The following is a 14,175-nucleotide window of genomic DNA, read 5'->3' on the forward strand; positions in this document are numbered from 1 at the left end:
CCGAGGCGATGATCGAGGCCCTCGTCCTGCTCCTGCTGGGGATCCTCGCGATGGCGGCGATCATCGCGGCCAATGGCTACTTCGTCGCCCAGGAATTCGCCTACATGTCTGTGGATCGGGCGCGGTTGCGAGCGCGCGCGGAGGAAGGCGACAAGGCGGCCGCAGCAGCTCTCGCGGTGACGCGCCGTACCTCGTTCATGCTCTCGGGAGCCCAGCTCGGGATCACCGTGACCGGCCTGATGGTCGGGTACGTCGCCGAACCGCTGGTAGGCCGCTCGCTCGGCATGATGCTGGGCGGCGTCGGCGTCCCCTCGGTGGTGAGCATCTCGGTGGGCACGGTCAGCGCCCTGGCCGTGGCCACCGTCGTGCAGATGGTCTTCGGTGAGCTCTATCCGAAGAACCTGGCCATCGCCGCGCCGGAGCCCCTGGCCCGCGCCCTGGCGCGCTCGACCCGGATCTATCTCGCCGCCTTCGGATGGTTGATCACGGTCTTCGACCACGCGGCGAACGCCTTGCTGCGCCTGCTGCGCATAGAGCCGGTCCACGACGTGGACACGACCGCCACCGCGGCCGACCTCGACCGGATCGTCGCCGACTCCCGCGAGAGCGGAGATCTCCCCGAAGAGCTGTCGATGCTCATCGACCGGGTCCTCGAGTTCCCCGATCGCACGGTCGAGCACGCCATGATCCCCCGCTCCCGCGCCGGCACCGTGACTCCGGAGACCACGATCGCCGAGCTGTACGGGCGCATGGCCGGCGGTCACACCCGGTACCCGGTGCTCTCCGAGGACGAGGAACCCGTCGGAGTCGCCCAGCTCGGGGACCTGCTCGAGCGCGATGACCTCGGGGATGCCCCGGTCTCGGGCGTGATGCGTGATCCCCTCGTGCTGCCCACTCTGGCCCCTCTGCCCGAAGCCCTCGACGCGATGACGGAGTCGGGTCGTCAGCTGGCATGCATCATCGACGAGTACGGCGGATTCTCCGGCATCCTCACCCTGGAGGATCTCGCCGAGGAACTCATCGGGGAGATCGGCGACGAGCACGACGATGAGCCTCCTCCGTCCATCGAGTCGGAGTCGGAGACGGCGTGGACGATGGACGGTGACGTCCACGTGGACGAGGTCGCACGCGCCATCGGCGCGCAGCTGCCCGAAGGTGACTACGAGACACTCGCGGGCCTGGTGATCGCGACGCACGAACAGCTTCCCGAACCGGGGCAGGTCGTGCGTGTCGAGCTCCCGCCCGATCCCCGCGAACTCATCCTCGACGAACCTCCGCGACGGGCCCTGGAGATCGTGGTGCGGGAGGTGGCCCGACATGTCCCCAGCGAGCTGCACCTGCGGCTGACCGAGGCGGACGACGCGGCAGAGCGAGCCGCCGAGACATCCGAGGGAGTCGTCGAAGCATCCGAGAGCGCTGATGGAGGCTCCGAGGGCGGGGAACCGGACAGCCGCGGTGACCGGTCATCGGCCACGACGGACGAGGAGGAGCAGCGATGACGAATCCCCTCGTGGTCACGGCGGTCACCGTGGCCCTGATCGTGCTCAGTGCGTTCTTCGTGATCATCGAGTTCTCGCTCCTGGGGGCACGCAGGCACCGCCTCGAGACGGAGGCGCCGACGAGTCGCTCGGCGCGGGCCGCCCTCCGCGGCATCAACGAGCTGACCATGATGCTCGCCGGTGCACAGCTCGGCATCACAGCCTGCACCTTCGCCCTCGGCGCCGTGACCAAGCCGGCGGTCGACGCGTGGGTCGGGCCGGTGCTCACCGGGTGGGGCGTGCCCGCTTCCCTCGCCGACGTCTCCGCCTTCGCCTTCTCGCTCCTGCTGGTGACCTTCCTGCACCTGGTCGTCGGCGAGATGGCACCGAAGTCCTGGGCGATCGCCCATCCGGAGCTCTCGGCGAAGCTGATCGGCGTGCCCTCGCGCCTGTTCGTGGCGGTGGTCCGGCCGCTGCTGGTCTTCGTCAACGCCGTGGCCAACAGGCTGGTCGCCGCGAGCGGGGTCACGCCGGCGGAGCGGGCCGCCGTCGGCGGCCAGGACGCGGCCACCATCCGCCAGCTCGTCGAGCACTCCTCCTCAAGCGGCACTCTCGACCCCGTGTTCCATCCCCAGCTGTCCGGCGCTCTGGAACTGGCCGAACTCCGGCTCGCCGACCTCGTCGAGGGACGCGAACGGCCGACGACCGTTCCCGCGGACGCCACGGTCGCCGACGTGCGCTCCGCCGCGGCCCGCTCGCATCACATGCGCATCCTGGTGGAGGACCCGCGCGGCGCCCCGCACGTCGTCCACGTGCGCGACGTGCTCCTGGAATCCGCCGACCGTCCCGCCCGGGATCTGGCCCGCCCGGCCTTCACCCTGGCCGCGTCCACGCCGGTCTACGACGCGCTCGCACGGGCGCGCGATGGCCGTGAGCAGCTGATCGCGGTCATGGACGACGGCGAGCGGTTCGTCGGAGTGGTCACCCTCTCCGACATCTTGCGCCGCGTCCTGCCCGTCGATCTCGCGACCTGATCCCGCTGCTCATCGATCGGGGACGGACCGGACCCGGCCCGGACCGCCTCAGCCGTCGTCGTGGACGCCGGCGAGCTCGGCCGCACGGGCGAGGATGGCGGCGCGGCGCTCGGGGTCGGCGGCGACGTCGTGGATCACCCAGGCCATCGCCACGGCCGCATCGTCCATCAGCCGGTATCCCTGCTCGCTGGCGGCATGGGTGGCGAATTCGCGCGTGTGCAGGGCACCGCCGGCTCCGGTGATCCCGACGAACGGGTGCAGGCCCGGCACGCGCTGGGACACGTTGCCCATGTCGGTGGAGGCCGCCATGACGCCGAGCGAGCCCTCCAGCGGGCGCCCCAGTACCTCCATGGCCTCGTTCCACGCGGTGCCCAGCACCTCGTCCTGCAGCAGCGGCTCGTAGACGGGCTCGGAGGCCGCGATCTCCAGGGAACAGCCGGTGCCCACGGCTCCGGCCTCGAGGCAGGCGAACAGACTCTCGCGCAGCTGCTCGAACTCCGGCATAGTCAGCGCCCGGCACTCGAGGTCGATCACCGCGGTCTCGGGAATGATGTTGGTGACCCCGGACTGCTGCGGCACCAGGGCCAGGCGCTGGCCGTCCTTGACCCGCTGGCGCAGCAGGCCGGCCCCGACCTGCGCGATCACCGCGGCATCGTTCGCGTTCACGCCGTCGGTGGGGTTGGCGGCGGCGTGGGCGCCGCGACCGGTGTAGGTCGCGCGCCAGCGGCCGACGGCCTGGCTGGTCGAGCCCAGCACGTCATAGGTCCCGGTGTGCGCGGTGGGGTGGGACATCAACGACAGATGCACTCCCTCGAACACGCCGCGCTCGATCAGCAGCTGCTTGCCGCCGCCGTGCTCTTCCGCCGGCGTACCGATGACCTGCAGCGTCACGTCCAGGCGGTCGACCATGCCGGCGAGGGCGAGGGCGGCGCCGAGCGAGGAGCCGGCGATGAGGTTGTGCCCGCAGCCGTGGCCGATCTCGGGCAGGGCGTCGTACTCGACGCAGAGGGAGGCGACCAGGGATCCGCTGCCGTAGGTGGCGCGGAACGCGGTGGGCAGCTCCGCGATCCCGCGCTCGACGGCGAAGCCCGCGTCCTCGAGGAGGTCCGCACAGCGGTCGTGTGCTCGCTGCTCCTCGAACGCGATCTCGGGGTCGGCGTGGATTGCGCGGGCGAGGGCGTGGACGTCGTCCCGTCGGTCGCGGTAGGACGCGGCGATCGCGGCCTTGGCGGGATCAGGGTGAGCGGGGGCGGCGTCGGTGGTGGTCACACAGCGATCCTGCCACGATGCGTGGCCAGCTGCCGGGAGCCGCCTACTGCCCCGAGCGCAGCAGCGGCGGGATCAGTGCGGTGCCGGGACCGGCGGAGTACAGCCGCGCTGGGCGCCCGCCCGTCGGCGCGGCATGGCGGTCCAGCTCGACCAGGAAGCCTTCGGTGCGGGTGGCTTTGCGGTGGAAGTTGCCGGCGTCCAGCGTCGTGCCCCAGACGCTCTCGTAGACCCCGCGCAGCTGGGAGATCGTGAACTCCGGCGGCAGGAAGGTGACCGCGAGCGTCGTGTACTCCAGCTTCGCGCGCGCCCGCTCGACGGCACTGTCCAGGACGACGTCGTGATCGAAGGCCAGGTCGATCGCCGCGAGATCATCGACGGGCCACCAGCGGGCGTCGGCGACGTCCTCGCCGCGCTGGGGATCGGGAAGGTCCGCGCCGAGGGCCATGAAGGCCACCGAGACCACGCGGCCGCGGGGGTCGCGGTCCGGGGCACCGAAGGTGCGCACCTGTTCGAGATGGACGGTGAAGTCCCCGAGCGAGGCCTCGTCGGCCAGCACCCGGTAGGCGGCGTCCTCGAGGTCCTCGTCCAGCTGTACGAAGCCACCGGGCAGCGCCCACGCGTCGCGGAAGGGTTCGTCCTCGCGCCGCACCAGCAGCACGTTGAGCCGACCCCCGCGCAGGGTCAGCACGATCAGGTCGACGGCGACATGGACCTGCTGGTCAGTGGCCTGTTCCGTGGCCGGGGCGCGGCCCGTGACCGGGGCGCGCCCCATCGCAGGGGCGCCGTCCGTCGCCGGGGCCCGGTCCGGAGCCGGGGCGAGGGCTTCGTCTGAGGAGGGCATGGGTTCAGGTTAGAGCCGCCTGAGCTCGCCCCGGCCCCCACTGCAGTGCGACTCACAGCCCCGGACCGGCGCGCACTCCCTCACACGGCGATCCAGCGGGCCCACTTCTCGGCACGGTGCTCGGCCTCGACGATCCGCACGGTGCCCGAGGTGGACCGCATGACGATGGACTCGGTGGTGATCCGGTCGGCCTGGTACTTCACGCCGCTGAGCAGGTCGCCGTCGGTGATGCCGGTGGCGGCGAAGTAGCAGTTGTCGGAGGTGACCAGATCGTCCGTGGTCAGCACGCGCTCGAGGTCGTGGCCCGCGTCGAGCGCCTGCTGGCGTTCGGCGTCGTCCTTCGGGGCGAGGCGGGCCTGCAGGATGCCGCCGGTGGCCTTGACCGCGCAGGCGGCGATGATGCCCTCGGGGGTGCCGCCGGTGCCCAGCAGCATGTCCACGCCGGCGCCGCGGGCGGCGGCGATGGCCCCGGCGACATCGCCGTCCATGATGAATTTGACGCGCGCCCCGGCCTCGCGGATCTCGCGGACGAGCGCTTCGTGGCGGGGCCGCTCCAGGACGCAGACGTTGACCTGGCTGACGGGCTTGCCGAGCGCCTTGGCCACGAGGTTGATGTTCTGCCGGATGGGCAGGCGCAGATCGACGAACTCGGCCGCTGCGGGGCCGACGACCATCTTCTCCATGTAGAACACCGCCGAGGGGTCGTACATGCTCCCCTTCTCGGCGACGGCGAACACCGACAGGGCGTTGTTGTACGCCATCGCCGTCAGGCGGGTGCCGTCGATGGGGTCGACCGCGACGTCGACGTCCGGCCCGTTCCCGTCGCCGACCTTCTCGCCGTTGAACAGCATCGGGGCCTCGTCCTTCTCCCCTTCGCCGATGACGACGGTGCCGTTCATGCGGACGGTGTCCATGAAGGAGCGCATGGCGTCGACGGCGGCGCCGTCGGCCCGGTTCTTGTCGCCGGCGCCGACCCAGCGGCCCCCGGCGATGGCGGCGGCCTCGGTCACGCGGACCAGTTCGAGGGCGAGGTTCCGGTCGGGGCCGTTGGCGGTGTGATCGTCCGAGGGGGCATCGCTGGGCATGGTGTTCACGGGGTCCTCCGTCGTCGTCGAACTCAGGGAGCGGCGCCTGACCGACGGCCTGCCGGAGCGACAGGCCGATCGGTGCCTGACGTGCGCTGGTGACTCTACCCGGGTGCGCGGCCGCTCACACGGCCGACGGGGTGCGCACCGCCCGCAGATGCCACGCCCAGAACGCCCCGCCGAGCACCGAGAACCCGAGCGAGGCCAGAGCCAGGGAGACGAGGCTGGTGGCGACGAGCGGCGCGATCAGCCCGGCCAGCACGGCATTGAGGACGAGAGCAAAGAAGGTGCCCAGGGAGGCCGCGGATCCGCGCTGGTGCGGGAACAGGTCGAGCACCTCGAGCTGGATGGGGGCGAAGATCAGGGCGACGGTGAAGGCGATCAGCATCGGCCCGACCACTGCCAGCAGCAGCGACCAGGTCAGCCCGCCGGTGTACTCCGGGGCCAGGGAGACCAGCAGCAGGTTCACGCCCGCGGTGAGGAACGTGCCGAGGTAGCCGAACGTGATCAGCCGGCTGCGTTCCATGAGGTCGGCGACCCGGCCCACCACCCAGGCGCCGGAGACCATGCCGATGATGAGCGGGACGAACAGCACCCAGAAGTCCTGCTCGCCCAGACCCAGCAGGTCCACCATGAAGATCGAGGCGGCGGCGATGAACACGAACTGGGAGGCGAACCCGAACGCGGAGGCCGCGGCGACCCGCAGCATCACCGGCGAGCGGCCGACGTGGGCCAGGGACCCCAGCAGGGCGCCGACCCGCAGGCGGGTGCGCGCCTCCGGCGGCAGGGTCTCGGGCAGCTGCAGCGCCAGGACCAGCACGACCAGGGCGTAGATGCCGACGCCGGCGAACACCCAGCGCCAGTCCCCCAGCAGCAGCAGCCAGCCGGCGAAGATGGGCGCCAGGGCGGGGGCGACCGAGAAGATCATCATCACCCGCGACATCAGCCGCTGCGCCTCGGAGCCGGAGAACATGTCGCGGATGATCACGCGGGAGACGACGGTGGCCGCGCCGGCGCTCATCCCCTGCAGCACGCGCAGCAGCACCAGGCTGCCGATGTTGGGCGCGAGGATGCACCCGAACATGCCGAGGATGTAGATCACCAGGCCGCCGACGATGACCTTCTTGCGGCCCAGGGCGTCCGAGAGCGGCCCGTGGAAGACGGACATCACGGCGAAGGCCGCCAGGTAGGCGGAGACCAGCTGCTGGAGGGCGACGTCGTCGCTACCGAACTCCTGGCCGATGCGGGTGAAGGCCGGGAAGACGGTGTCGATCGAGAAGGGGCCGATCATCACCAGCGAGGCGAGGGTCAGGGTGAGGCGGGCACCTGCCTTCTCCCGTCGTGTCGTGGTCGGTGGGACGTGGGAGGAGGGGAAGGGGGTGCTCACTGAGCACAGCCTATGCCGGGGCCCGTGCCGGTCGCATCGCCGTCCCGCCCCTCGGAAAACGCTCCCTGAGACGGAGGTCCAGCGCACGGGGCCGACGACGGACTGCCATGCGCCCCGAGGGTCGAGGGGCATAGGCTCGACCTCGGCGGCGCCGCCGAGCGGTGCGGCCCATCCGTTCCCCTGCGCCCGGAGGCTCATCCATGAAGCAGTTCACCATGCCGCACACCGACATCACCGCACCCAACGTGGTGCTGGGACTGATGCGGATCGCGGAGAAGTCCGACGACGAGATCAGGACCCTGGTCCGCACCGCGCGCGATGCCGGGATCGATTTCCTCGATCACGCCGACGTCTACGGCGGGGCGAAGCACACGTGCGAGGCGCGCTTCGCCGAGGCGATGGCGCTGAGCGCCTCCGAGCGCGAGCAGGTCACCATCCAGACCAAGGCCGGGATCGTGCCCGACGGCCCGTACTTCGACTACTCCTACGACCACCTGATCGAATCGGTCGAGGGATCGCTGAAGGCACTGAAGACCGACTACATCGACATCCTGCTGCTGCACCGTCCCGACGCACTGGTCGACCCCGAGGAGGTCGCCCGCGCGTTCGACGAGCTGCACCGGTCCGGCAAGGTGCGCAGTTTCGGGGTCTCGAACCACACCCCGCGGCAGATCGACCTGCTGGCGAAGCACCTGAACCAGCCGATCGTGGCGAACCAGCTGCAGCTGTCGATCACCCACTCCACGTTCGTCGCCCAGGGCGTGGCGGCGAACATGCAGGGCACCGACCAGGCGCTGGTGCGCGACGGCGGCGGAATCCTGGACTACTGCCGCCTGCACGACATCACCATCCAGGCGTGGTCGCCATTCCAGGCCGGCTTCTTCGACGGCGTGTTCCTGGGCAGCGACAAGCACCCCGAGCTCAACGCCGTCATCGACCGCCTGGCCGCGAAGTACGACGTCGCCCCCGAGGCCATCGCGACCGCGTGGATCACCCGGCACCCCGCGCAGATGCAGGTGGTGCTGGGGACGACGACCCCGCAGCGCGTGCAGGATTCCGCGGCCGGTTCGGAGATCCCGCTGACCCGCGCCGAGTGGTACGAGCTGTTCCGGGCCGCCGGCTGGATCGTGCCCTGATCCGCTCGACCCCCGACACAGAACAGCGCCCGTCGGCCCCTCTGCTCGAAGCCGGCGGGCGCTGCGGCGTGGGGACGGCTCGGATCGCCGCCGGACGGATCAGATGACCGTCTTGCCCTCCTTGCGGGCGGCACGGATGTCCTTGAGGAAGCCGCGGACGACGGCGAACAGGACGCCGGCGACGATCACGGGCCACATGAGCACGTAGAGGGTCAGGGCTGCAGCCATGGCTGTGTCTCCTTCCAGGGGTGGAGGTCGGGCGCGGCGGGGCGCGCAGCCCCGCCGCGGGGATGGTCGGTCAGTCGCGCGAGGGGACGGCGTCGAGGGACGGCCCCTCCCCGTCGTCGGCCGGCGCACTGGCGTCGGCTGCCTCGTCCTCGTGGTCGAAGTCGCCGGTGACGTCCCGGATCACCGAGAAGTCGAAATCCCGGCCGGAGCGGAAGCTCATCAGGTAGCAGACCAGGAACGAGACCGAGTAGGCCACGAGCGAGCCGCTGAGAGTCTCGTAGTCGCGGAAGAAGCCGAACCCGAGCGGCAGCAGGGCGATCGTGGCGACGACGCCGGTGACCAGCGCAGGGCGCAGCCCGAAGAAGCCGAAGGCCATGATGCCGAGCACCACGCCGACGCCGAGGATGGCGAGCAGCTCCACCACCAGCGCCCAGGCGCCGGTCAGCGGGATCCACTGGAAGCGCACGGGCAGGAACACCACGAGCGCGGCGATCACCGAGACGGTGAAGGCGGAGTTGGTGACCTTCTGCCAGTAGAAGGAGGCGATCACCGGGAACACCAGGCAGCCCCACAGGGCGCCGACGAACACCAGCAGGTCCAGGATGTTGAACTTCGCGGTGGCGAAGTACAGCGCGGCGCCGGTGGCCACGATCATGGTCGCGCGACCGATGAACACCATGGTCCGCGGATTGGCTTTGTCGCGGCCGACGGACTGGCCGTACATGTCGGCCATGACGATGGAGCTCAGCGCCGAGAGGTCCGAGTCCGCCGTCGAGGACAGCGAGCCGATGATCATCACGAAGGCGATCGCGACCAGGATCAGGGGCAGGTAGCTGCCGACCATCTGCGGCATGAGGTTGTTGACGTCGCCGTCCATGGGCGAGATGCCCAGGTACAGGGCCATCACGCCGAGCATGCCCACGCCGATCACGGTGCCGCCGTACCCGATGGTGGCAGTGATGAAGGTGGGCTTGATGAGGTCCTCGCGCACGGCGAAGAGCCGCTGCGCGATCGTCTGGTTGCCGATCGCGTAGGCGAGCACGGCGGCGATGTACGGGGCGCCCTGGTTCATGAACGCGTCCGAGGAGAAGAAGTTGCCCTGCTCCGGGGTGACGTGACCGGCCTCGACGCCCTCGGTGAACATCGAGGGCCCGCCGGCGACGAAGAACACCGCCGGGATGATCACGACGGCGGCGCCGAGCATCGCCACCACCTGCGCGAAGTCCGTCAGCACCGAGGCGCGGAAGCCGGACCACAGCGTGTACAGCAGCACACCGGCGGCGACGATGAGGATGCCGACGCCGAAGCTGAGCGGCGAGAGCATCGCGATCAGCGCGCCACCGGCGATGAAGTTGGAGGTCAGGGAGATGACCGAGCCGAGCACGTTGGAGCCGGCGAGCATCAGCTGCGAGGAGCGCCCGTGGCGGGCGTACATGACCTCGGCGAGCGTGTGCGCCTTGGGCGCGACCTTTCGGATCCGTTTGCCGAAGGGGTAGATGAACAGGATCATCAGGGCGCCCCACAGCCCGTAGTGGATGGGCCCGGAGACGCCGTAGGTGTAGCCGGCGGTGACCGAGGCGTACATCGAGGACGCCCAGATCCAGGTGGCGGTCATCGAGGCGGCCGAGACGCCGAAGCCGATGCGGTTGCCGGCGGTCATGTAGCCGTCGGCGTTCTCCTTCTTGCGGGAGATCGTCACGGACATCCACATCGTGCCGCCGTAGAACAGCAGCAGCAGGACGAGGATTCCGACGGTTCCGAGCTGGGAGATGTCGCCTGGGGCGGGCGGCATGCAGGGTCCTTTCGTCGCAGCAGTACGGGCACTTCGCGCCGGTCCGCCCGCCACGCTCAGGGCATGGGCGGGCGCGCTCGGCCGCAGTGACTCCCCACGGCGGCCGACCGGCAATCGGCCCCCGTGCGTGCGCCGTCCGCCGTCGACCCGGGCGATGCCGCGCATCTGCTCCGGGGACGTGCACACGGAGGCCGGAACCGGATCTGCACCCCTCACAGGGCACACTCCAGCACGTCGCTCTCACGCTGGGGACCGCATAGATCCTCGCACAGCGGCTCCCCCATAGCCACCTGAGTGATCACTGAATGATTACGAGCAGCAGGTCATGGCGCTGAAATCAGTTGTCCGACAAACGGACACCCGACGATCCGGGCGTCCATGGTGCAACTGTATCCATCCGATGCATATTCAGAGAGGGCGCGGCGGCGCCCTGCCCGCGTCCCCGCATACCTGCCACAGCCCCCGCTTACCTGCCACAGCCCCCGCTTCGTCGTATGCGCCCGCACTGCACCCTCAGCTGCGCCCGCCTGCACCTGGTGCTCCCCATCTGAGCACCCCCAGCTGCGCCCGCCTGCACCTGGTGCTCCCCATCTGAGCACCCCCTCGATTAGGCCGGTATGGGCCGCGCTGAACGGCCTCAACGAGGGGGTGCTCGAGGAGCCGAACGGCATGTTCGCCGTCACGACCCTCGATGCGCCGCCCTCATCCCGCGGCCGCGATGCCCGGCGAGGCCACGTGGCCCGCGGCCGCGGTGCCCCGCCGGTAATCTCGAGCCATGCCCCGCATCGCCATCGTCGTCACCGACGCCGGATTCCGCGTCGACACCGATCCCGAACGGGATGTCACGCCGCTGCTGGAGGCGCTGCTGCGGCGCGGCGCCGAGGCGGAGCGCGCCATCTGGCACGATCCCGCGGTGGACTGGTCCTCCTACGACCTCGCCGTGATCCGTACGCCGTGGGACTACGTGCTGCGGGCCGAGGAGTTCGAGGCCTGGCTCGACCGGGCGGGCCGTCTGACGCGGGTGCTCAACGAACCGCAGCTGGTGCGCTGGAACATGGACAAGCGCTACCTCGCACAGCTCGACGCCGCAGGCGTACCGGTCGTGCCCACCACGTATCACCAGGATCTCCAGTCGTTCTCGTCGGCACTGACGGAGCTCGGGGCAACCGGGAGCACCGGAGCGCCGGGCCACGTGGTCGTGAAACCGGCGGTCGGCGCCGGCTCCCTCCATACCGGACTCTTCGCGCATGACGACCCGGCCGCTGCGGAGCTGGCCCGCGTGATCCTGGCCGAGGACGGCGTGGTGATGCTGCAGCCCGAGGTGCCCGAGCTGTCCGAGGGCCGGGAGAAGGCGCTCTACGTGGTCGACGGCCACGTCACGCACGCGATCGCGAAGGGCGCGCTGCTCGCCCGCGGGGGCGGCCTGCGCGGCGGGACCTACCAGGAGCGCCCCGTCGTGGTCGAGACCTCCACGCTCGAGCGGTCATTCGCCGAGCGGGTGCTGGCGGCCGTCTCGGAGGTCACCGGACTGGCCGCGCCGCTGTACGGGCGGATCGACACCGTCAATTCCGCGGAGCACGGGCTGGTGCTGTTGGAGGCCGAGCTCTTCGAGCCCTTCTTCAACCTCCACCTCGTCCCCGACGTCGCGGAGACCTTCGCCGAGGCGATCCTCGCGCGGGCGTGAGCCGCGGGCAACCAGGGGCAGGCCGAACCGCGCGGCAGCGCGTCGCGCGGGCGTGAACCGCGCCGTCATCCCACAGCGAACTCCCTACCGGCTGCGAGCCACCGGATCTATTCTCGATACACAAGCGCATCGAGGGAGGGAGATCGTGGGACGCAGCGTCGGGAACCTGGTCAAGACGGCGGCTCTGATCGGGCTGCTGTGGGGCGTGCTGCTGGCCGTGGGCTGGCTCATCGGTGGCAGCGCGCTGTGGATCTTCGCGTTGATCGGCCTGGTCGGGACCGCCATCAGCTTCTGGAACAGCGACAAGATCGCGATCCGCTCGATGCGGGCCGTCGAGGTCTCCGAGCACGAGGCTCCTGGCCTGCACCGGATCGTGCGCGAGCTGGCCGACCGGGCCGGCAAGCCCATGCCGCGCCTCTACATCTCGCCGGCCGCGCAGCCCAACGCGTTCGCCACCGGCCGGAGCCCGAGCCATGCCGCCGTGTGCTGCACGCAGGGCATCCTCCAGCTGCTGAGCGAACGGGAGCTGCGCGGAGTGCTGGGCCACGAGCTGATGCACGTCTACAACCGCGACATCCTCACCAGCTCGGTCTCCGCCGGCATCGCCGGGGTCATCACCTCCCTCGCCCAGATGGCGCTGTGGTTCGGCGGTCGCGGGCGTGAGGGCGGCGGCGGGATCATCGGCGCGCTGCTGGCGATGATCCTGGCGCCGATCGCGGCGACGCTGATCCAGCTGGCCGTCTCCCGCACCCGCGAGTACGACGCGGACCACGACGGTGCCCGGCTGACAGGTGATCCGCAGGCGCTCGCCTCGGCGCTGGAGAAGATCTCCCGCGGTGTGCAGGCCCGGCCGCTGCCGCCGGAGCAGGAGCTCCAGGACAGCGCGCACATGATGATCGAGAACCCGTTCCGGGCCGGCGGCGGCCTCGGCCAGCTGTTCTCCACCCACCCGCCGACGGAGGAGCGGGTTGCCCGCCTCCGCCGGATGAGCGAGCGGGAGATACTCGGCGGCTGACAGCGTCGATCGGTCCGCTGGTCTCGGCGCTGCGACGGTCGATCGGTCCGCTGGTCTCGGCGCTGCGACGGTCGATCCACCCGCCGGCCTCAGCAGCGCGACACCCTCTCGTCACGGCCCCTCGAACGTCTCCGGGTCGATCGGCCGCCGCGACCTCGGCAGGGAGGCGATCACGAGGCGGTAGGAGTCGGTCACCAGATCCTCGAGCAGGGCGCGGTCCACGCTGGGATGCGCGCGCACGGTGATCCAGTGCCGTTTGTTCATGTGATAGCCGCGATCGATACCGGCGATGTTCTCGCGCAGCATCCGCGCATCGTCCGGGTCCGCCTTGAGCACCACGATGGGCTCGCGCTGCAGGAACGCGGCGAACAGGACCATCTTCCCGAGCGCCTTGATGACGTCGTACTCGGGCCCGAAGGGGTGCTCGAGCGCGGTCGCCGGCAGCGAGAGGGCACGCTGGATCGCGGCCTCGTGCAGGTAGACAAGTCCCATGAGCCAAACTCTCTCCCTTGAGCGGCATAGTTCGCATCGTGCCGGATCGTATGGTCAAGGCGAAAAATTACATTAGCCCATCACACGCGCTAATATCGAGATCGAACAGTTTGCACGTCGGCAGGCATAGCCGCGTCGAAGGGGCGCATGGGCCTCTCACGGCCAGAGGTTTCGTAACGGCACTTCAAACAGAAGAGGGGCGTACCCACGCCCCCTACACCGATGCTTCTCAAACATCCGAGCACAGGAGCTCGCACAGAGCCTCGGAGACAAAATGACGAGTACGCAATGCGCTCAAAGCGCCGCGCCCAGCTCCGCCGCCTCGACACCTTCTAACCAATACCTGCGAGTCTGGCAAATGCGGGCGACCTTGACCCCGTGACCAGTTCGACACAATTTGACGAAAGTTCCGATCGAGAAGAATGGTGATTTCAATGAAGAACGGGACGCCGAGGCGCGACACCGAAGTTCGAGTAGGGCACGTCTTTGATGGGGTCGACGATGGGCTATCCGCACAGGAAGGAACCCTTATATTCGACCCTAGCTTCGGGACCGAACTCGTCCTCCCGTACCTGCGTGATTATGAGAGCGCTTCATCGCCGCATCACGCGAAGACCGCCCGACGGCTGGAGGGTGAGGTCAAGTCCCGGGAAGTGGTGTAGCGGTCCTTCGGTGAGAGGGGTCAGGCGGTTAGGGCGGGTAGGGAGTTGGTGGTCACCTCCTGCTCGGGGGTA

12 protein-coding genes are annotated in these 14,175 nt (G+C 69.8%); 5 read left to right on the top strand and 7 right to left on the bottom strand.

Annotation, left to right across the window (positions count from 1 at the left end; all coding sequences use genetic code 11):
* The first annotated feature begins 8 nt into the window (after positions 1–8).
* Both ACFQRD_RS13040 and ACFQRD_RS13045 read left to right on the top strand, forming a co-directional pair.
* Positions 9–1,499, top strand: a complete 1,491-nt coding sequence (locus tag ACFQRD_RS13040) for a hemolysin family protein (RefSeq protein WP_377018684.1) — start codon at positions 9–11, stop codon at positions 1,497–1,499.
* Entirely contained in the window at positions 1,496–2,512 is a 1,017-nt protein-coding gene (locus ACFQRD_RS13045) for a CNNM domain-containing protein (protein WP_377018683.1), read from the top strand. The genes ACFQRD_RS13040 and ACFQRD_RS13045 overlap by 4 nt, the downstream gene beginning before the upstream one ends.
* A gap of 48 nt (positions 2,513–2,560) precedes the next feature.
* On the opposite strand, the gene ACFQRD_RS13050 is transcribed toward ACFQRD_RS13045, so the two are convergent.
* The 4 genes from ACFQRD_RS13050 to ACFQRD_RS13065 form a co-directional block, all read right to left on the bottom strand.
* The gene (locus ACFQRD_RS13050; RefSeq protein ID WP_377018682.1) at positions 2,561–3,781 is read right to left on the bottom strand and encodes a M20 family metallopeptidase; all 1,221 of its coding nucleotides are present in this window, start codon (positions 3,779–3,781) and stop codon (positions 2,561–2,563) included.
* 43 nt (positions 3,782–3,824) lie between these two features.
* Complete coding sequence (locus tag ACFQRD_RS13055) at positions 3,825–4,553, bottom strand: NUDIX domain-containing protein (RefSeq protein ID WP_377804503.1); 729 nt, start codon at positions 4,551–4,553, stop codon at positions 3,825–3,827.
* Between the two features lie 149 nt (positions 4,554–4,702).
* Complete coding sequence (gene glpX / locus ACFQRD_RS13060) at positions 4,703–5,707, bottom strand: class II fructose-bisphosphatase (RefSeq protein WP_377792625.1); 1,005 nt, start codon at positions 5,705–5,707, stop codon at positions 4,703–4,705.
* Positions 5,708–5,831: 124 nt separating this feature from the next.
* A complete protein-coding gene (locus tag ACFQRD_RS13065; RefSeq protein ID WP_377792528.1) occupies positions 5,832–7,094 on the bottom strand; it encodes a multidrug effflux MFS transporter in 1,263 nt (420 codons plus the stop codon).
* A gap of 200 nt (positions 7,095–7,294) precedes the next feature.
* Here ACFQRD_RS13065 and ACFQRD_RS13070 point away from each other — a divergent pair, with 200 nt between their 5' ends.
* Positions 7,295–8,230 (top strand): aldo/keto reductase family oxidoreductase, encoded by a 936-nt coding sequence (locus ACFQRD_RS13070; RefSeq protein ID WP_377804497.1) that lies wholly within the window; start codon positions 7,295–7,297, stop codon positions 8,228–8,230.
* Positions 8,231–8,329: 99 nt separating this feature from the next.
* Here the strand turns inward: ACFQRD_RS13070 and ACFQRD_RS13075 are convergent, their stop codons facing one another.
* Positions 8,330–8,458: a putative transporter small subunit gene (locus tag ACFQRD_RS13075; RefSeq protein ID WP_377018678.1), complete on the bottom strand. Its 129-nt coding sequence runs from the start codon at positions 8,456–8,458 to the stop codon at positions 8,330–8,332.
* A gap of 70 nt (positions 8,459–8,528) precedes the next feature.
* Positions 8,529–10,250 (bottom strand): sodium:solute symporter family protein, encoded by a 1,722-nt coding sequence (locus ACFQRD_RS13080; RefSeq protein ID WP_377018677.1) that lies wholly within the window; start codon positions 10,248–10,250, stop codon positions 8,529–8,531.
* Between the two features lie 775 nt (positions 10,251–11,025).
* On the opposite strand from ACFQRD_RS13080, the gene ACFQRD_RS13085 reads away from it, so the two are divergent.
* On the top strand, positions 11,026–11,934 hold the full coding sequence (locus ACFQRD_RS13085) for a RimK family alpha-L-glutamate ligase (protein WP_377018676.1): 909 nt from the start codon (positions 11,026–11,028) through the stop codon (positions 11,932–11,934).
* A gap of 145 nt (positions 11,935–12,079) precedes the next feature.
* Positions 12,080–12,949, top strand: a complete 870-nt coding sequence (gene htpX, locus ACFQRD_RS13090) for a zinc metalloprotease HtpX (protein WP_377018675.1) — start codon at positions 12,080–12,082, stop codon at positions 12,947–12,949.
* Between the two features lie 111 nt (positions 12,950–13,060).
* Here htpX and ACFQRD_RS13095 read toward each other — a convergent pair whose 3' ends face one another.
* Complete coding sequence (locus ACFQRD_RS13095; protein ID WP_377018674.1) at positions 13,061–13,441, bottom strand: MmcQ/YjbR family DNA-binding protein; 381 nt, start codon at positions 13,439–13,441, stop codon at positions 13,061–13,063.
* Between the last annotated feature and the right edge of the window lie 734 nt (positions 13,442–14,175).

Source organism: Brachybacterium sp. GCM10030268 (assembly GCF_042666305.1).
In the GTDB taxonomy this organism is placed as follows: Bacteria; Actinomycetota; Actinomycetes; order Actinomycetales; family Dermabacteraceae; genus Brachybacterium.